This is a genomic window from Acidovorax sp. LjRoot66 (genome assembly GCF_964253305.1).
In the GTDB taxonomy this organism is placed as follows: domain Bacteria; phylum Pseudomonadota; class Gammaproteobacteria; order Burkholderiales; family Burkholderiaceae_C; genus Acidovorax.
In genome coordinates this window covers 6,452,426-6,471,399 of record NZ_CAXUQU020000001.1, presented here as the reverse complement: position 1 = coordinate 6,471,399, position 18,974 = coordinate 6,452,426, and the positions used below count along the sequence as shown (strand labels likewise).

General features: G+C 68.0%; 15 protein-coding genes. 7 read left to right on the top strand and 8 right to left on the bottom strand.

The genetic code is table 11. The annotated features are described in order from the left end of the window. The first annotated feature begins 107 nt into the window (after positions 1-107). The 4 genes from uvrA to ACSQ3Y_RS30270 all read left to right on the top strand — a co-directional run bounded on the left by uvrA (position 108) and on the right by ACSQ3Y_RS30270 (position 8,129). Positions 108-5,984, top strand: coding sequence for an excinuclease ABC subunit UvrA (uvrA, locus tag ACSQ3Y_RS30285; RefSeq protein WP_436179855.1), 5,877 nt, complete (start codon positions 108-110; stop codon positions 5,982-5,984). A gap of 223 nt (positions 5,985-6,207) precedes the next feature. Continuing rightward, a complete protein-coding gene (locus ACSQ3Y_RS30280) occupies positions 6,208-6,915 on the top strand; it encodes a hypothetical protein (RefSeq protein WP_436179854.1) in 708 nt (235 codons plus the stop codon). A 216-nt stretch (positions 6,916-7,131) separates the two neighbouring features. Further along, entirely contained in the window at positions 7,132-7,632 is a 501-nt protein-coding gene (locus ACSQ3Y_RS30275) for a hypothetical protein (protein WP_436179853.1), read from the top strand. A gap of 149 nt (positions 7,633-7,781) precedes the next feature. After that, positions 7,782-8,129 (top strand): hypothetical protein, encoded by a 348-nt coding sequence (locus ACSQ3Y_RS30270; RefSeq protein ID WP_436179852.1) that lies wholly within the window; start codon positions 7,782-7,784, stop codon positions 8,127-8,129. Positions 8,130-8,145: 16 nt separating this feature from the next. Here the strand turns inward: ACSQ3Y_RS30270 and ACSQ3Y_RS30265 are convergent, their stop codons facing one another. Both ACSQ3Y_RS30265 and ctlX read right to left on the bottom strand, forming a co-directional pair. Continuing rightward, the gene (locus ACSQ3Y_RS30265; protein ID WP_436179851.1) at positions 8,146-9,039 is read right to left on the bottom strand and encodes an SMP-30/gluconolactonase/LRE family protein; all 894 of its coding nucleotides are present in this window, start codon (positions 9,037-9,039) and stop codon (positions 8,146-8,148) included. Positions 9,040-9,120: 81 nt separating this feature from the next. After that, positions 9,121-10,047 carry a citrulline utilization hydrolase CtlX gene (gene ctlX / locus ACSQ3Y_RS30260; RefSeq protein WP_436179850.1) on the bottom strand — a complete coding sequence of 309 codons (927 nt, stop codon included), beginning with the start codon at positions 10,045-10,047 and terminating at the stop codon, positions 9,121-9,123. 124 nt (positions 10,048-10,171) lie between these two features. Here ctlX and ACSQ3Y_RS30255 point away from each other — a divergent pair, with 124 nt between their 5' ends. Together ACSQ3Y_RS30255 and ACSQ3Y_RS30250 are read left to right on the top strand one after the other, a co-directional pair. Then, complete coding sequence (locus ACSQ3Y_RS30255; protein ID WP_057201577.1) at positions 10,172-10,603, top strand: Lrp/AsnC family transcriptional regulator; 432 nt, start codon at positions 10,172-10,174, stop codon at positions 10,601-10,603. A gap of 110 nt (positions 10,604-10,713) precedes the next feature. Then, positions 10,714-11,682, top strand: coding sequence for a tripartite tricarboxylate transporter substrate binding protein (locus ACSQ3Y_RS30250; RefSeq protein WP_057202438.1), 969 nt, complete (start codon positions 10,714-10,716; stop codon positions 11,680-11,682). 49 nt (positions 11,683-11,731) lie between these two features. Here the strand turns inward: ACSQ3Y_RS30250 and ACSQ3Y_RS30245 are convergent, their stop codons facing one another. Beyond that, the gene (locus tag ACSQ3Y_RS30245) at positions 11,732-12,709 is read right to left on the bottom strand and encodes a magnesium and cobalt transport protein CorA (protein ID WP_436179849.1); all 978 of its coding nucleotides are present in this window, start codon (positions 12,707-12,709) and stop codon (positions 11,732-11,734) included. Between the two features lie 184 nt (positions 12,710-12,893). Between ACSQ3Y_RS30245 and ACSQ3Y_RS30240 the strand changes: the two genes are divergently transcribed. Further along, a complete protein-coding gene (locus ACSQ3Y_RS30240; protein WP_436179848.1) occupies positions 12,894-13,601 on the top strand; it encodes a TorF family putative porin in 708 nt (235 codons plus the stop codon). A gap of 5 nt (positions 13,602-13,606) precedes the next feature. Here ACSQ3Y_RS30240 and ACSQ3Y_RS30235 read toward each other — a convergent pair whose 3' ends face one another. The 5 genes from ACSQ3Y_RS30235 to ACSQ3Y_RS30215 all read right to left on the bottom strand — a co-directional run bounded on the left by ACSQ3Y_RS30235 (position 13,607) and on the right by ACSQ3Y_RS30215 (position 18,965). After that, positions 13,607-14,089 carry a DUF1566 domain-containing protein gene (locus ACSQ3Y_RS30235; RefSeq protein ID WP_436179847.1) on the bottom strand — a complete coding sequence of 161 codons (483 nt, stop codon included), beginning with the start codon at positions 14,087-14,089 and terminating at the stop codon, positions 13,607-13,609. A 20-nt stretch (positions 14,090-14,109) separates the two neighbouring features. Then, positions 14,110-14,919: an HAD-IIB family hydrolase gene (locus ACSQ3Y_RS30230; RefSeq protein WP_436179846.1), complete on the bottom strand. Its 810-nt coding sequence runs from the start codon at positions 14,917-14,919 to the stop codon at positions 14,110-14,112. 37 nt (positions 14,920-14,956) lie between these two features. After that, complete coding sequence (locus tag ACSQ3Y_RS30225) at positions 14,957-16,324, bottom strand: hypothetical protein (RefSeq protein WP_436179845.1); 1,368 nt, start codon at positions 16,322-16,324, stop codon at positions 14,957-14,959. A gap of 114 nt (positions 16,325-16,438) precedes the next feature. Beyond that, positions 16,439-18,067: a peptide chain release factor 3 gene (locus ACSQ3Y_RS30220; RefSeq protein WP_436179844.1), complete on the bottom strand. Its 1,629-nt coding sequence runs from the start codon at positions 18,065-18,067 to the stop codon at positions 16,439-16,441. Between the two features lie 121 nt (positions 18,068-18,188). Continuing rightward, a complete protein-coding gene (locus tag ACSQ3Y_RS30215) occupies positions 18,189-18,965 on the bottom strand; it encodes an SDR family oxidoreductase (protein ID WP_436179843.1) in 777 nt (258 codons plus the stop codon). Positions 18,966-18,974 lie beyond the last annotated feature (9 nt).

Sequence of the window (18,974 nt, the reverse complement as noted above, 5' to 3'; positions counted from 1 at the left end):
GACAGGACATGTCAGCAGATGCGCCATCAGGGGCTATTGCGCAGGCGCCGGACGAAGCCCGTGGCGGTGCCTAGAATGTCCCGCCTCACCCTCGAAAGACTGCCTCCATGACCCAGGGACTGATCCGTATCCGCGGCGCACGCCAGCACAACCTCAAGAACCTGGATCTGGACATCCGCACCGGGGAGCTCACGGTGGTCACGGGGCCCAGCGGCTCGGGCAAGTCCAGCCTGGTGTTCGACACCCTGTACGCCGAGGGTCAGCGGCGCTACGTGGAGACCTTCAGTGCCTATGCGCGCCAGTTCCTGGACCGCATGGACAAGCCGGCCGTGGACAAGGTCGAAGGCGTGCCGCCGGCCATCGCCATCGACCAGACCAACCCGGTGCGCAGCTCGCGCTCCACCGTGGGCACGATGACCGAGCTCAACGACCACCTGAAGCTGCTGTTCGCGCGCGCCGGCCAGCTGTTCGACCGCGAGACCGCCCAGCCCGTGCGCCACGACAGCCCCGAAACCATCTACGCCGAGCTGCAGCGCCGCTGCGCCGCAGGCGGTGATCCGCGTGTCGTGCTCACCTTCCCGGTCGAGCTGCCCGCCAACACCTCGGCCGACCAGGTCGAGCAGTGGCTGTCTGCCAGCGGCTTCACCAAGGTGCAGGCCGAGCGCGAGGTGGCCACGCCCACCGGCCCGCGCAAGCTGCTGGACGTGGTGGCCGACCGTTTTCGCCTGGGCAACGCCGAGAAGGCGCGCGTGATCGAGGCCATCGAGGTGGCCTTGAAGCGCGGCACCGGGCGCCTCAATGTCTACCGCCTGGCCGATGCGCCCGAGGCCGAGCCCGAGCTGTGGCGCTTTTCCACCGGGCTGCACTGCCCCGACAGCGACCTGCGCTACAGCGACCCGATCCCGTCGATGTTTTCTTTCAACTCCGCCGTGGGCGCCTGCGAGACCTGCCGCGGCTTCGGCCGCGTGATCGGGGTGGACTACGGCCTGGTGATCCCCAACGACAAGCTCACCTTGCGCGCTGGCGCCATCAAGACCATCCAGACCCCGGCATGGAAAGAGGCGCAGGACGACCTCATGCGCCACGCCGAGGCGGCAGGTGTGCCGCGCGACACGCCCTGGTACAAGCTGACCGAGGACCAGAAGAAGTGGGTCATCGGCGGCACGCCCGGCTACAAGGACGGGCAGTGGAGCAAGCAGTGGTACGGCATCAAGCGCTTCTTCGAATACCTGGAGAGCAAGGCCTACAAGATGCACATCCGGGTGCTGCTGTCCAAGTACCGCAGCTACACCCCATGCCCCACCTGTGCCGGGGCGCGCCTCAAGACCGAGAGCCTGCAGTGGCGCATCGGCAGCAAGGACGCGGCCGATGCGGTGCTCGAGCCCGGCCTGCGCTTCATGCCCGAGGGCGTGCAATGGAGCCGCGCCCAGCTTGAAGCCTTGCCGGGCCTGTGCCTGCACGACCTGATGCTGCTGCCCATCGACCGGCTGCGGCGCTTTTTCGACCGCATCGACTTCGTGGCCGCTGGCGGGCAAGGCAACGAAGGCGATGCCCAAGCGCTCAAGCTGTTGTTCGAGGAGATCACCACGCGCCTCAAATACCTGTGCGACGTGGGCATCGGCTACCTCACGCTCGACCGGCAAAGCCGCACCTTGAGCGGCGGCGAGGTGCAGCGCATCAACCTGACCACCGCGCTGGGTACTTCGCTGGTCAACACCCTGTTCGTGCTCGACGAGCCCAGCATCGGCCTGCACCCGCGCGACATGCACCGCATCACCGAGGCCATGCTGCGCCTGCGCGATGCGGGCAACACCCTGGTGGTGGTCGAGCACGACCCCGCCGTGATGCTCGCCGCCGACCGCATGATCGACATGGGCCCCGGCCCGGGCCGCCTGGGCGGGCAGATCGTGTTCGACGGCACCACGGCCGACCTGCGCCATGCCGACACCCTCACGGGTGCCTACCTGAGCGGGCGCAAGCACGTGGGCTTCGGCTTCAAGCGCATGGTGACCGAGGCCACGCCGCGCCTGGTGCTCGAAGGGGCGCGCGAGCACAACCTGAAGGATGTGTCGGTGGAGTTCCCGCTGCAGCGCCTGGTCACCGTCACCGGCGTCAGCGGCTCGGGCAAGTCGAGCCTGATCCAGGACGTGCTGGCCCCTGCGCTGCTGCGCCACTTCGGCAAGGCCACCGATTCGCCGGGCGCGCACGACCGCATGCTCGGCGCCGACCACCTGTCGGACGTGGTGTTCGTGGACCAGTCGCCCATCGGCAAGACTGCGCGCTCCAACCCCGTGAGCTACGTGGGCGCGTGGGACAGCGTCCGCGAGCTGTTCGCTGTGGCGCCCCTGGCCAGGCAGCGCAGCTACACCGCCGCCAAGTTCAGTTTCAACAGCGGCGATGGGCGCTGCCCGACCTGCGGCGGATCGGGCTTCGAGCATGTGGAGATGCAGTTCCTTTCCGACGTGTACCTGCGCTGCCCCGATTGCGATGGCAAGCGCTACCGCCCCGAGATCCTGGAGATCACCATCGAGCGCGGTGGCCGCGCGCTCAACGTGGCCGACGTGCTGGCCCTCACCGTGGCCGAAGCCGCCGACCTGTTCGCCAGCGACCGCGACGTGATCCGTGCGCTGCAGCCCATTGTCGACGTGGGGCTCGAGTACGTGGCCCTGGGCCAGCCCGTGCCCACGCTGTCGGGTGGCGAGGCACAGCGCCTGAAGCTCGCTGGCTTTCTGGCCGAGGCGGCGCGCACGGCGGCCAAGTCGCGCCAGGCCATTGCGCGCAAGGGCACGCTGTTCCTGTTCGACGAGCCCACCACGGGCCTTCACTTCGACGACATCGCCAAGCTCATGCGCGCCCTGCGCAAGCTCATCGACGCGGGCCACTCGCTGATCGTGATCGAGCACAACCTGGACGTGATCCGCGCCAGCGACTGGCTCATCGACCTGGGCCCCGAAGGCGGCGACGGCGGCGGCCTGGTGGTGGCCGAGGGCACACCCGAGGACGTGCGCCAGCATGCCACCTCGCACACCGGGCAGGCGCTGCGCGACTACGAACTGACCTTGGGCGCCGGCGGCCATTCGGTGCACGAGAAGGCGGCGGTGCTGCGCAACCAGCAGCGCCTGGCCCATACCGGCCAGGCCAACACCGCCAAAAACGCCATCGAGATCATCAACGCCAAGGAGCACAACCTCAAGAACCTGAGCGTGGACATCCCGCGTGGCCGCTTCAACGTGGTGACGGGGGTCAGCGGCTCGGGCAAGTCCACGCTGGCGTTCGACATCCTGTTCAACGAAGGCCAGCGCCGCTACCTCGAATCGCTCAACGCCTATGCGCGCAGCATCGTGCAGCCGGCGGGCCGGCCCGAGGTGGATGCCGTCTACGGCATCCCACCCACCGTGGCCATCGAGCAGCGCCTGTCGCGCGGCGGGCGCAAGTCCACCGTGGGCACCACCACCGAGGTCTGGCACTTTTTGCGCCTTTTGTATGTCAAGCTCGGCACGCAGCACTGCGTGAAGGACGGCGCGGCCGTGCAGCCGCAGACGCCCGAGAGCATTGCCGCGCAGCTGATGCGCACTTTCCGCGGCCAGCATATCGGTCTGCTGGCGCCGCTGGTGATGAACCGCAAGGGCGTGTACACCGAGCTGGCCGACTGGGCGCGCCCGCGTGGCTACACGCACCTGCGGGTGGATGGCAACTTTTTGCCAACCACGGGTTTCCCGCGCATCGACCGCTTCAAGGAGCACACCATCGAACTGCCCGTGGCCAGCATCGACGTGTCGGCCGAGGGCGAGGCGCTGCTGCGCGAATCGCTGGCCCAGGCGCTCACGCACGGCAAAGGCGTGGTGCATGTGCTCAGCAGCCTCGAAGGACTGCGCGAGGCCATGGTCGCCGGCACGCCCACGGCGGCCATCGGCACGTTGCAGGCTTTCTCGACCAAGCGCGCCTGCCCGGTGTGCGCCACCTCGTATGCCGAACTCGACCCGCGCCTGTTCAGCTACAACAGCAAGCACGGCTGGTGCCCCGACTGCGTAGGCACGGGCGTGAAGCTCACCAAGGACCAGCGCAAGGTCTTCGACGACTCGGTGCAGGACGACAAGGAAAAAGGCCGTGAGCAGACCTTTGCCGAGCCCGAGGTCGAAGACCTGGCCGACACCGCCTGCCCCGGCTGCCAGGGCACGCGCCTGAACCCCACAGCGCGCGCCGTGCGCTTTGCGGGCATCGGCATCACCGACATCGCGGCCCTGTCGGTCACCGACGTGCGCCGCTGGGTCGAGACGCTGCAGATCGAAGGCGGCATGAGCCGGCGCGAGGCAGACATTGCGCGCGACCTGGTGCCCGAGATCAAGAGCCGCCTCGAATTCCTCGAAGAGGTGGGCCTGGGCTACCTCACGCTGGACCGCGGCGCCCCCACGCTCTCGGGCGGCGAGGCGCAGCGCATCCGCCTGGCGGCGCAGCTGGGCAGCAACCTGCAGGGCGTGTGCTACGTGCTCGACGAGCCCACCATCGGCCTGCATGCGCGCGACAACCAGATTTTGCTCAACGCGCTGCACAAGCTCGGCGACAAGGGCAACACGCTGGTGGTGGTGGAGCATGACGAAGACACCATCCGCCGTGCCGACCACATCATCGACATCGGCCCGAGCGCGGGCAAGCGCGGCGGCCGCCTGGTGGCGCAGGGCAGCGTGGCCGACATCACGGCCGCCGAAGATTCGCAGACCGGCCGCTACCTGCTGCACGCCATGAAGCACCCGCTGCAGCTGCGCCGCAGCATGCTGCCGAGCGCGCTGAGCGCCGCCGATGCCGCCTTGGGCGATCCCGTGGATACGCCCAAGGGCCGGCAAAGCGCGGCGGTGAAGAAGCGCGCCGCGCAGGCCGCAGCGCTCACTGCACAGGCGCTGGACGATGCCAAGGCGCGTGCCGCCATCCGCTGGCTCACCGTGCATGGCGCGCACCTGCACAACCTGCAGAACGTCACGGCCACCGTGCCGCTGCACCGCCTGGTGGCAGTCACCGGCGTGAGCGGCTCGGGCAAGTCCACGCTGGCGCGCGACGTGCTGCTGACCAATGTGCAGGCCTGGGTGCAGCAGCGCTCGACCAAGGCCGGGCGCGACGCCATGGATGCGGGCAAGGCCCCGGCCCTGGTGGGTTGCACGGGCCTGGCGGGCTTCGAGTCGGTGGACCGGGTGCTGGAAGTGGACCAGACCCCCATCGGCAAGACGCCACGCTCCTGCCCCGCCACCTACATCGGCTTCTGGGACACCATCCGCAAGCTGTTTGCCGAGACGCTGGAGGCCAAGGCGCGCGGCTATGCCGCCGGGCGCTTCAGCTTCAACACCGGCGAGGGCCGCTGCCCGACCTGCGAAGGGCAGGGCATCCGCACCATCGCCATGAGCTTCCTGCCCGACGTGAAGGTGCCTTGCGAGGCCTGCCACGGCGCGCGTTTCAACCCCGAGACGCTGGCCGTGACTTGGCGCGGCAAGAGCATCGGCGACGTGCTGCAGATGGAGGTGGACGAAGCCGTGGACTTCTTCGCCGCCATGCCCAGCATTGCGCACCCGCTGCAACTGCTCAAGGACGTGGGCCTGGGATACCTCACGCTGGGCCAGCCTTCGCCCACGCTCTCGGGCGGCGAGGCGCAGCGCATCAAGCTCGTGACCGAGCTGACCAAGGTGCGCGACGAGGTGGGCCGCCGTGGGCAGAAGGCACCGCACACGCTCTATGTGCTCGACGAACCCACGGTGGGCCTGCACATGGCCGACGTGGACAAGCTCATCCGCGTGCTGCACCGCCTGGTTGATGGCGGGCACAGCGTGGTGGTGATCGAGCACGACCTGGACGTGATCGCCGAGGCCGACTGGATCATCGACCTGGGACCCGAAGGGGGCAAGGAGGGTGGCCGCATCGTGGCCGCCGCGGCGCCTGAAGCGGTGGTGCAAATGGGCACGCACACGGGGGTGGCGCTGGCGCCGGTGCTGGCGCGCTGAGGGGGTTGAGGGGACAGTGCGCGGGCCTCTGACGCAGGGGCTGGGATGGGGACAGGAGACAAGGGCAGGGCCCACGTTTGGGTTGGGTGACGTCCTACGGTAGGCGCGGAACTCGGCGCACGTGGCGAAGAAGGCGGAAAACCTACTCTTCGTTTCATGGGTAACGGCGGATAGGCGCCAAGCCCAAAAGCCCTGATCCACCCCTAACTACCCGCCTACTGCCATGACCTCAAACACCAAAACCCTGACTGCCCTGGCCCTCGTATCCGTACTGCTCACCGCCTGCGGCGGTGGTGGCGGTGGCGGCGGTAGCGGCAGTTTCAGCAGCACCAGCAGCAGCGAAGTCGCCCTCGCCGCCGACCCCGATCCCAGCACCGAGCCCGGCGTTCTGACGGTCACCGATGCAACCGTTCCCAGCCTCAACGGCGTTTACGGCAGCGGGCAACTCACGCTGACCGAGGTGTACTACCAGCAAGCGATGGGTGTGAAGCCTGCCGTGTGTGCCTACCAGTTCAAGGGAGCAGACAAGGTGGACGCTACCGCCACTGCCAGCGCCGCCACGGGGACGACCGGTACCGCGACGGTGGGCACGACCAGCACGCCTGTGTCCATCGTTGCTGCGTCCACCTCGCAGGCCGCTGTGGTGGGCAACATCACCGCACCCGTTTCGCTCACTGACGCGGCCCCAGCCGTTTCCACCGCCTTCGGCAAGATCACCTACCGCCCTTCGGCCACCGGTCTGTATTTCGCCTTCCTGACCTTCAACGGCAAGGAATACGCCAGCGGCGACTCCGTGGACACCCTGGTGGACCGCTCGGGCAACCTGGTGCGTTTCACCAGCAAGACCATGACGGCGACCGACGGATCCACCGATACCCTGAAGCTGACGGCCATCATTCCCCTGCACACCACCCGCAATGCCAATTGCTGACCTGGTGGCGCGGACATCGCCTGCCCGCACCGGGATTCCCGGTTGCCCCCTCTACCGGCTTGTTGGCCCGCCTCCCTATGGGAAGCGGGCTTTTTTGTTGCATGGGTGGCGTGCCTGTAGGCGCAGATCCTACGCAGGGCATGGGCATTGGCGCACGTCGCCGGTGGGAACTCGCTCCTACGATGGCGCTACCAACACTAGACAAAGCTGCCCGCCATGAACACCCTTCTCAAGACCTGTTCTGCGATTGCTGCCGCCAGCGCGCTGCTCGTCGCCTGCGGTGGGGGCAACAGCGACGATCCCACGCCCAGCAACGAACCTGGCGTGCTCACGGTGGGCAACGCCACTCTGCCTGGGCTCAATGGCGTGTATGGCAACGGCGCACTCAACCTGACCGAGGTCGACAAGAAAAACCCCGTGGGCTCAGTACCCGAGCTGTGCACCTTCCGCTTCGATGGTGCGAACAAGGTGGGCTCCAGCGAAACCGCCTTCGGTGACGTGCGCTACCGCCCTGATGCCACCGGCCTGCACCAGATCTTCGTGACATTTGCCGGCAAGGAATACAGCAATGGCGACCCGGTGGACACCGCGGTAGCGCGTGACGCCAACCAGGTGCGCCTGACCAGCAAAACGCTCACGGCCACCGACGCTTCGGGCAACACCCTGCAGGTCAGCGGCGTCATTCCCATGCGCCCCAACCGTCCTTTCGGCTGCTGACCCGCGCACCATCCTCCTCTAATTTGTTTCCCCCCTCGGCCGGCGAGTCCCCTCCCACCGGTCATTGGCCCCGTTTATCCTGGTGGTGGACGGGGTCTCTTTTTTTCGGCAACGCCGTCACAATGGAGTGGCATTCCCTTGTCACCCCCATGCTGCCCTCGCCTCCTTATTCGTCGCCCCAAGTGGTGTGGTTGCACCCCGAGGCGCCGCCCAAGCCGGCACAGGGTGCGCCCTGCAATGGCTGCGGCCTGTGCTGCCTGGCGGAGCCCTGCCCGCTGGGTGTGCTGGTGTCGCGCCGCCGTACCGGCGCGTGCGCAGCGTTGCGCTGGAGCGATGGCGAGGGCCGCTATCTGTGCGGCATGGTGGCCGATCCGGGCGGGGTGACCGGCTTTACCCATCCTTGGCTGGTGCGGGCCATGGCCGCGTGGGCCCGGCGCTCGATTGCCGCCGGGGTGGGCTGTGACGCGCAGCTGCACGCCGAGGCACCGCCGCGCTGAACAGGGCCTGGGCTTGCTACCAGCCTGCGCCGGGTACATCCACCTGGGTGGTCCAGATCGCGGCTTCGCGGGCGGCCTTGCGTGCATGCTCGGCAAAGTCGGGGGCGGTGCACAGGAACAGGGTCTTGCCGTCCGGCCCGCCCAGCGTGCAGGCGTAGACGCCCATGTCACCGGTGGAAATCTCGGCCAGCACCTTGCCGCCTTCAGCCACGCGCAGGACGCGGTGGCCCAGGGCGTCTGCGGCCCAGACGGCGCCTTCGGCGTCGAGCGTTGCGCCATCGGGCGCCACCTTGAGCTGGGCCATCACGGCCGAAAGCTCCTGGCCCTCGGGCGCGGGGGCAAACGTGGCCCAGTCGCGGCGCGGCCCCAGGCTGCCGTCGGCCGCTATGCTGAAGGCGGAGAGCCGGTTGCCCAGCGTCTCCGCCACGATCAGGGTGCCGCCGTCGGGCGTGATCATCGCGCCGTTGGGGAAGAACAGGCCGTCGGCCACCACGCTCACGGTGCCATCGGGCGCCACCCGCGCCAGGCGCGCAGTGCTCACCGTGGCGCCGCTCATCAGGTCGAAGCCGAAATTGCCCACATAGGCATTGCCATGCCGGTCCACCACCATGTCATTGGTGTTGGCCGTGGCAATGGTCGACAGGTCGGCGTGCTGTACCAGCGTGCCGTCGGTCTCCAGGCGCATCAGACGGCGGTCGCGCATGGAGACCACCAGCAACCGCCCATCTGGCAGCCAGCCCAGGCCCGAGGGCTGCCCTGGCACCTCGGTGATCTTTTCCACCTGGCCCGCCATGTCGGTGGCGATCACCTGGTGCGTGTAGAAGTCCGACAGCCAGAGGCGGCCGTCGCGCCAGCGCGGCGCCTCGAGAAAGCTGTAGCCCGATATCAGGGTGGAAAAGGCAGTGGCCATGGTGTCGTGTCTCCTGCGGTCGTTGTGGTTGGGTCGATCCTGCGGCGCCGTTCATCCTAGACCGCATGGAGCGCGAGGCTGTCACCTGCGCGCCAGGTGGATGCCTGCCAGCATGCAGCGCACCGAACCTCCAGCGAGTTCGATGGTGGGAACGGCCAGGGGGAGCAGGGCGGCGCTGCGCTTGATCACGGCTTTCTGCTCGGCGGTGAGGCTGGCCGCTGCGCGCGCCGACAGCGCCAGCACCCGCCCCTGCGCGCCCGAGAGCTCCAGTGCGTTGCCCGCGAAGTCGCCGATCTGCTGCGCGTTCAGCTCCACCAGCGCGCGGCCCGATTCGGCGAGGCGATCCCGTACGGCCTGGCGGCGCGCTGGGTCGCTGATCAGGTGGAAGCCACCCAGCGCAAAGTCGGTGCCGATGCACAGCATCACATTGGTGTGGTAGCAGGGCCGGCCCTGCGCATCGGCCGTGGCGAAGGCCATGGGCTCGTAGTTGAAGTGGGTGCAAAAGCGCTCCAGCGCCACCGGGTTGGCGCGGTTCGACTGCGCGGTGTAGGCCACGCGCGCGATGTGGTCGAGCACCATGGCACCGGTGCCTTCGAGGAACATGCCGTCCTGCTCCAGGCCCGAGTAGTCGATCACATCCTGCACACGGTATTCGGCCTTGAGCATCTCGATCACGTCTGCGCGCCGCTCGCGCCGGCGGCTCTCGGCGAACATGGGGTACAGGGCCACATGCCCGCCAGCGTGGGTGGAAAACCAGTTGTTGGGGAACACCGCGTCCGGCGCATCGCGCTCGCCGGTGTCGTCGAACAGGTGCACGCGCACACCGGCGGCTTGCAGTTGGGCCGAGGCGGCGGTCACCTCGGCGTGGGCGCTGCGGGCGATGGCGTCGCGCGTTTGGGCCGCGCGCGACTGGAAGGCGTTGTCCGCCGCCGTTTCGGGGTTGGGGTGAAAACGGCGCGGACGCACCATCACGGCGGCACACGGGGCTTGGGCGGAGGGATGGGGCATGGAAGTCAGGCGGGTGGATGCAGGGCGGTGCCGGAAATTCTCCAGGGAGCCCGCGCTACACAACAGTCATCAAACTGGTCAAAATGCGCTGAAAATTGGCGTAATGCCACTTCACTGAATCACTATGAGCAATCTCGACGACACCGACCGCGAAATCATCGGCATCCTGCGCACCGACGCCCGCACACCCGTGGCCGTGCTCGCGCAAAAGCTGCGCGTATCGCGCGGCACGGTGCAGAACCGCCTGCGCAAGATGGAGGACAGCGGCGTGATCACCGGTTACACCGTGCGCCTGCGCCCGGATTCGGAGCCCCAGCGCATACGCGCCTGGATGAGCATCGCCGTGGAGGGCAATGCCGCGCCCGAGGTCATCCGCGCGCTGCGCGGCGAGCCCACGGTAGGCACCTTGCACAGCACCAATGGCCGCTGGGACATCGTGGCCGAGGTGCGGGCCGAGAGCCTGGAGGCCTTCGACATGGCGCTGGGGCGCATTCGCCTCACGCCGGGCATCGGCAACACCGAGACCAGCATCCTGCTGTCGACCTACAAGGCCTGAGCCAGACAAGGTGTGCCTCATTGGCGACAGGAGCTAGGGAGTTTCCTGCATGCCCATGCAGGCGGGACTGCAGTCCAATGCAGGGATCTATGTCTTTCAAGGATCCCACCATGCAACGCCGCCGCCAGATCATCCAGTGGGGTGCCGCCGCAGTGGCCGCGCCCGCCTCTTTGCTGGCCCGTGCCCAGAGCTTTCCGAACAAGCCGATCAAGCTCGTGATCGCCTTCCCTGCGGGCGGGCCCACCGACATCACCATGCGCTCCTTGGCCGATAGCGCCGGCAAGATCCTGGGCCAGCCCGTGATCGTGGAAAACAAGCCCGGTGCCGGTGGCACGCTGCCCGCGCAGCAATTGCAAAGCGCGGCGCCCGATGGCTACACCGTGGCGCAGATTCCGCTCGGTGTGTTCCGCCTGCCCTACACCACCAAGATCAACTGGGACCCGGTCAAGGACATCGCCTACGTGCTCAACGTGACGGGTTACGCCTTCGGCCTGGTGGTGCCCGCCGACTCGCAGCTCAAGACCTGGACGCACTTCGTGGCCTGGGCCAAGGCCAATCCCGGCAAGCTCAGCTACGGCTCCACCGGCACCATGACCAGCCCGCACCTGACCATGGAGCTCATTGCCCAGCAACTGGGGCTGGAACTGCTGCATGTGCCCTACAAGGGCAGCGCCGACCTGATGCAGTCCATTCTGGGCGGGCAGATCATGGCCGCGGCCGACTCCACGGGCTTTGCGCCGCAGGTCGAGGCGGGCAAGCTGCGCGTGCTCAACACCTGGGGGGCCGAGCGCCTGGCCAAGTTCCCCGATGCGCCCACGCTCAAGGAGCTTGGACTCAACCTGGTGCAGAACTCGCCGTTCGGCATCGGCGCGCCCAAGGGCACGCCCGACGCCGTGGTCAAGCGCCTGCACGACGCCTTCAAGAAGGCCATGGAGCAGGAAAGCTACCGCACGGCCCTGGCCCGCTACGACATGGTGCCCATGTACATGAGCACCTCGGCCTACCAGAAGTTTGCGCAGGACACCTTCGCACGCGAGAAAGCGCTGGTCGAGAAGCTGGGGCTGGCCAAGCCGTCCTGACCCGAAGGCGGTGGCTCTGACCCTCTCTGCACCTTTGGCGCAGAGAGGGTCAGAGCCAGCCGGCCTTGCGGAACCGGTAGTACAGGAAACCGCACGCAGCGCCGATGGCGGCCAGGGCCGCCGCATAGCCATAGCGCCACTTGAGCTCGGGCATGTGCTCGAAGTTCATGCCCCAGATGCCGGCGAAGGCCGTGCACACCGCGAACAGGCTGGCCCAGGCGGCCAGGCGCTTGACGACCTCGCCGTCCTCGATGGTCACCATCGACAGGTTGACGTGAATGGCCGTGCCGATGGAGTCGCGGATGGAGTCGATGGAGGCGTTGATGCGGCCCAGGTGGTCCACCACGTCGCGAAAATACTCCTGCGAGGCGTTGCACAGTTGCGGTACGCGCCCGCCGTGCAGCCTGCCCGCGCTCTCCAGCAGCGGTGCCACCACATGCTTGAGCACCGTCAGCCGCTGCTTGAGCGCATACAGCCGCTGCACACTGCCGCGCGCCTCGCCCTGGGACGAGAAGATCTGCTGCTCGATGGTCTCCAGCTCGACTTCGAGCGCGTCGATGACGGGGAAATAGCGGTCCACCACCGCATCCATCAGCGCGTAGAGCACGAAGCCCGGCCCGGTGGCCAGCAGTTCGGGCTCGCGCTCGCAGCGCTGGCGCACGTCGGTGAAGCCCTGCTCGCTGCGGTTGCGCACCGAGATCACGTAGTTGCTGCCCACGAAGACATTGAGCTCGCCGATGCGGGCCGGCGTGGCGTTCAGGCCATCGATCTCCAGCAGGTGCAGCACCACGAAGAGCGAGTCGCCGTACTCCTCCACCTTGGGCCGTTGGTGGCCGTGCTGGGCATCCTCGATGGCCAGCGGGTGCAGGTGGAAGGCCTGCTGCAGTTCGGCCAGCTCCTGTTCGGTGGCATCGTGCAGGGCCACCCAGACGAAGCAATTGGGCAAGGCGATGTGCTCGCCGATCTCGCTGACGGGGATGTCGGCAAGCTTGGTTCCGTTTTCATAGACAACGCAGTTGATCAGCATGTCGGCTCCGGGCGCAGGGGGATGGCAACGATCTTGCCATTGCATCGCATGGCGGTGCGTACGCGCGGGTGGCTGGGCGGCATTTCTGGCAAAAGCTTTACGCCAGGTGCCGAAGTCTTTATGCGGTCTTTATGGGCGCCTGCCTACGCTCAAGCCCCTGTCCATCTGCGTTTGATTGCACTCCATGAAATTTCCCCGCACCCTTTTCGCTGTTGCCCTGCTGGCCGCGTTTCCCCTGCTGGCCAGCGCCCAGCTCACCGGCAGCGTAACCCTGACCTCGAACTACAAGTTCCGTGGCCAGGACCAGGATGTCTCCAAGGCCCGGGCCATCAAGCCCGCGATCCAGGGCGGCTTCGACTACGCCTTCGGCGAATCCGGTTTCTACGTCGGCAACTGGAACTCCAGCGTCGACTGGCTGCCCCGCAACTCCATCGAGTCCGACATCTACGGCGGCTACAAGTTCAAGGCCGGCTCCGTCGACCTGGACGTGGGTGCCCTGACCTACATCTACCCCGGCAACAGCAACGGCAACACCACCGAAGTCTATGGCGCCGCCACCTTCGGCCCCGTGACGGCCAAGTACTCGCACACCCTGTCCAAGGATTACTTTGCCTACGCCGGTCCTGGCTTCAAGGGCCGCAACACCGGCTACCTGAATCTGGCGTTCGCCCAGGAAGTGGCGCCCAAGATCACGCTCAAGGCCGCTGTGGGCTACACGCGCTTCGGCGGTGACATCGTGGCCCCCAACTACATCGACTACAGCGTCGGCGGTGCCTATGACTTCGGCTCGGGCCTGTCGCTGGGCGCTGCCGTGGTCGGCGCCAACAAAAAGGACTACTTCGGTCCCGTCAACCAATCGCGCGTGATCGTCACGCTGAGCAAAACCCTGTAAATCTTTCAGGGGCGCACGAGGCGTGCCGGCATGTGGTTCAGCTTAAGCGCCATGTTGGCCCGGCCTTCGCCGAAGTGCACCAGCCAGGCGTGGGTGATGCGGCTGTTGGCCTGGCTTGCGCTCCAGAACCATGTGGGGGGCGTGTCGGGAAACGCCTCGGTGTCGATGGCGGGGTGGCTGCGCGCCTCGTCCACCAGCGTGTGCAGTTCACGCACCGTGGGCAGGCGCCAGCCTGCCTGTTGAGCGGCGTGTTCCGCCGCTTCGATCTGGGTGAGGGCCAGGGGCTCGCCTGCGCAGCCTGCACCGGTCCATGGCATGCCCTCGGCGCAGCGGCGCCAGGTCAGGCCCGTGCTGCGGTCGTGCACCTCCTGGCCACCCGCGCGCACGGAAAAGCGGGCCGGCGTGTACTGCGTCGTGAGCAGGTAGACGCCCAAGGCGCCGACTCCCATGGCGAGCCAACCCAGAGCGAAGGTGTTGCGCCGGGACATGTGCGCAGCGGCCTGGCCCGTCAGGCGGTGGCCGCCATCCGCGTGAGGATGCGTTGCGCCACCTCGGCAAAGCCGGCACCACGCTCGCCCTCCGTCACGTAGCGCGGCAGGTGGGCCAACTGCGGCACGAAGCGCGCGATATTGGCCACGCCCACGCTGTGCGCAAAGTGCTGGAACATGAGCTGGTCATTGGTCGAATCGCCCACGTAGACCCAGCGGTCCATCTCGGCATCAAGGTCGCGGCCGAACAGTTCGCGCACGATCCAGCGGGCGCCTTCGAGCTTGTTGTGTGCGCCAAACCAGCCATTGATGTGGATGCTGCTTACCGTCGCGTTCATGCCGGCAGCGCGCATGCGCTGCACGGCGGCGTCGATGGCGCCCTGTGGCAGCTGGGTGAACTCGCTGTGGTCGATGGCGATGTCGGTCTCGCGGCCCGGGGAGTCGGTGGCACGGTTGGCCCCCGGCACCTCGCGCTCCACCTGTGCCAGTACCTCCTGCATGCGTGCGTAGTTGGCCTTGCGGGTGGGCCCGTCCTGCTGGTAGGTCTTGGCCAGGGTTTGGCCCGCAGGGCCGTCCACGCGGCGCAGGGCGACGGCACCGTTTTCGGCCACGATGGCATCGACGGGCCAGCTCAGCGCAAAGGGTTCGCTCCACCCCACGGGGCGCCCGGTGATAGGGATGACGTGCAGGCCTGCGGCGCGCAACGCGCGCAGCGCTTCAAGCGCATCGGGCGTGATGGCGCCGTCGGTGGTCAGCGTGTCGTCAATGTCGGTGAAGACACCCAGCAAAGGGGGTGTGGCTGCAATGTGCCAGTGGGTCAGGGGATGCATGAAGGCGGAGGCAAAAAATGGGACCGGCGTAGCCCGGTCAGAACAGCAGGTCCAGGATGCGGTTGATCAACGCGAAGGCGAGGACCGTGACCACCACGTAGCCGATCGACAGAAGGGTTCGGCGGCGCTCCTGGCGGTTGGTGGCGGTGCGGTAGATCCAGGCTGCAATGGGCGGCCCCACGAGGGGAACCAGGATGGCCAGGCCCATCATCGGGATCACGACAAAACCGCCCCAGTTGTCGGCCGTGTTCATGGTGCGCGCCGACTGGAAGACATGGTAGGCCGGGATGGCCAGCGCAATGAACAGGGCGACCGAGGCGGCCGCTACGCTGATGTAGCGGGCCATGGCGACATACACCGCAGCACCGGCGAGGAGGGCCCCCCACCATTTCAGGGCGGCCCAGCGATCGCGCTCGCGGGCCTGGCTTGCAGAGGCCGCCTTGGCCGCGCCCGCCCGGGTCTCGCGGGCTTGTGCGGCGCAGTTTCCGCGTTGCTCGCACGACGCATTGGCCGCCAGAAAGCTGCGCAGCGCGTCCTGCCGGGGCTGCGCGAGCGCGGTAACGAGCGCGTCGCGCTCGGATTCCCGGTCTAGCGCGTCGGACCGGATGCGCAGCCGCCCCTGCTGCTGGGCGGCGAAGAGCACCGCGCCCGCATCCTCTGCGGCAGCTTGCAGCGCCGGACCCCGGCACAGGTAGGGCAGGGCCTGGTCGGGCGCCAGGGGGGCTTTGGCCTGGTAGCGGGGAGTCTCGCAGGCCATCGACCAGGCGGGTGTGGCGGCTTGGGCCGCAGCCCGCTCCGGCAGCAGTTCGAGTTCGAACGGGCCCAGGGCCAGCGCCCTGCTGCCGGTGTTGCGCAGTTCCACCAGGGCGAAGACACCGGGTGCGGGCGGTACGCCCGGGGTCGGGCTGGCAGTGGGTGCCCTGGCGTTGTCGCGCAGTACCCAGACGCCGGGGCGCAGGCTCACCAGGCGTTCCCGCAGGCTGCCGATCTCGTCAGGCATGGGCACGCTGGCCTCGGGCAGTGCGATGCGCAGCTGTCGGGCCAGCAGGGCGTTCCACCAGGCCTTGGCATCACGGGCGCGGGCGGTGTTGTCTGGTGAACCGACGGACTCGATGGCCTGGCCCAGGGTTTCGGTCGTCGGAGCGAAGTTGCCGGTCGGCTGCAGGCTGGCCAGCCAGCGCAGCAGCAGTGCCTGGCGCAGGGCGGCGGCCTCGCGGGGACGGCCCAATGCCTCCAGCGCCTGCGGCCAGTGCATGGACTCGACGGGCGGGTCGCCGACCGGCATGTTCAGAATGTCCTGGACGAGCGGGATTTCCGCGCGTGGCCCGGCGGGCTGCCTGGCGCCGCTGCGGGGCGGGTCTGCCACGGCCATGGTGCAGCCCAGTCCCAGTGCGACCACCAGCATGAACCGCTGCAGCAGGCCGGCCGCCCTGCCACGGAGCGCAGGCCGTGCTATCGAGGACTGGGCGTGCCGCATGGAGGGAAGATGGCCGGGAGATGGCTGCTGGGAGGAAGAGGTTCAGCCCGCGCTGCCCAGGCTCAGCCCGGCGTGTTCGCGCAGCGGGTGGAAGTGGATCTTGGGAAAACGCTCCTGTGCCAGCCGCACGTCGTAGGGTGAGGTGCACAGGTAGGCCAATGCATTGGCAGCGTCGTGCGACAGGCGCATGGGGTAGGCGTCGGTGAAGGCGCGCAGATCGGCCGGGCTGTCAGCGGTAATCCAGCGGGCGCCGGTGTACTGGCAGCCTTCCAGGCGCACATCGGCGTCGTACTCGGCGCGCAGGCGGTGCTGCACCACTTCGAACTGCAGCTGGCCCACGGCGCCCAGCAGCATGGGGCCGCCGACGTCGGGCTTGAAGACTTGGATGGCACCTTCCTCACCCAACTGGGCCAGGCCCTGCTGGAGCTGCTTGGTGCGCAGCGGGTTCTTGAGGATCACGGTCATGAACAGCTCGGGCGCGAAGAACGGCAGGCCGGTGAACTGCAGGTTGGCGCCATCGGTGATGGTGTCCCCGAGCTGCACGCCGCCGTGCGTGGTGAAGCCGATGATGTCGCCCGCGTAGGCCTCTTCCACCGCCTCGCGGCGCTGGGACATGAAGGTCACGACCGAGGTCGGGCGCAGCTCCTTGGCGGTGCGCTGCACCTTGAGCTTCATGCCGGGGGTGTACCTGCCCGAGGCCACGCGCACGAAGGCGATGCGGTCGCGGTGGTTGGCGTCCATGTTGGCCTGCACCTTGAACACCACGCCGGCAAAACCCTCGTCCTCGGGCTGGATGGTCTTCACCACGGGCTGCTTGTTCACCTGCAGCGTGCTCACGCGCGGGCCGGGGGGCGGCGCCATGTCCACCAGGGCGTCGAGCACCTCCATCACCCCGAAGTTGTTCACCCCGGAGCCGAAGAACACGGGCGTCAGCTTGCCGGCCAGGAAGGCCTCGTGGTCCCACGCGGGCGAGGCGCCCACGGCCAGCTCCATGCTTTCGAGCGCGGCATCGAACTCGGCGCCGAAGCGCGCGCGCAGGTTCGCCTCGTCCGACAGCGGGATGGCCTCGAAGTCCTGCGGGCGGCGCTCGCTGCCGGACTCGAACACCGTCATGGTCTTGGTGCGCAGGTTGATGATGCCGCCGAAGGCCTTGCCCTGGCCCACGGGCCAGGTCATGGGGCAGCAGGGCATGCCAAGCTCGCGCTCCACTTCGTCCATGATGTCCAGCGGGTCGCGCACTTCGCGGTCCATCTTGTTCACGAAGGTGATGATGGGCGTGTCGCGTTGGCGGCAGACCTCGATCAGGCGGCGCGTCTGCGCTTCCACACCGTTGGCCGCGTCGATCACCATCAGCGCCGAGTCCACGGCGGTGAGCACGCGGTAGGTGTCTTCCGAGAAGTCCTTGTGGCCGGGGGTGTCTAGCAGGTTGATCACGTGCTCGCGGTACAGCATCTGCATGACCGAGGAGGCCACCGAGATGCCGCGCTGCTTTTCGATCTCCATCCAGTCGGAGGTGGCGTGGCGGCTGGCCTTGCGGCCCTTGACGGCGCCGGCGATCTGGATCGCGCCCGAGAACAGCAGCAGCTTTTCGGTCAGCGTGGTCTTGCCCGCGTCGGGGTGGGAAATGATGGCAAAGGTGCGGCGGCGCCGGGTTTCGGGGGCGTAGGACACAGGGGAATTCCAGGAGAGGGGTGGGCAGCGCGCACGCTGCGGCAGTCGGTGGGGCAGCCCATGGGGCGCCCGGATCCTCCGATTTTACCGGGCCGGCGCCCCCGCCTCCTGCGGCCGCCCCTCAGGTCGCCTGTGCCTGGGTGTGGCGCGCATACATCTTCTGCATGCCGCCCAGCCAGCGTTCGTAGTCCTGGCCCTTGTTGCGAAAGTACTGCGCCACCTCGGGGTGGGGCAGCACCAGGAAGCGCCCGTCTTGCATGGCGGCCAGCACGTCGCCTGCCACCTGCTCGGGCGGCAGGATGCCGTCGTGGGAGGCCGAGCCACCGTCACCCGTGACCATGGCGGTCTGCACCGACTGCGGGCACAGGCAGGCGACACCCACGCCCTTGCGGCCGTAGGCGATGCGCAGCCACTCGGCAAAGGCCACGGCCGCATGCTTGGTGACGGCGTAGGGCGCGGATTCAACGATGGTCAGCAGCCCGGCCGCCGAGGCCGTGACGAGGAAGAAGCCCTCGCCGCGCTCCACCATCTCGGGCACCACGGCGCGGGCCGCCCAGACATGGGCCATGCCGTGGATGTTCCACATGGCGTCCCACAGCGGGTCTTCGAGCTCGATGCCGCCCGGGCGGCCCAGGATGCCGGCGTTGGAGATATAGGCGTCCACACGGCCGTAGCGCTCGCGCGTGGTGGCCACCAGGGCCTGGATATCGGCTTCGCGCGCAACGTCGCAGCGAACGGCCAGCCCACCGATCTCGTCGGCCACGGCTTGGGCCGGTTCCAGGTGCAGGTCGGCCACGACCACAGCGCGGGCGCCTTCCTGTGCAAAACGCCGCGCGATGCTGCGGCCGATGCCACTGGCGCCGCCGGTGACGACGATGACCTTGTCCTTCGGGTCCATGGGGTGCTC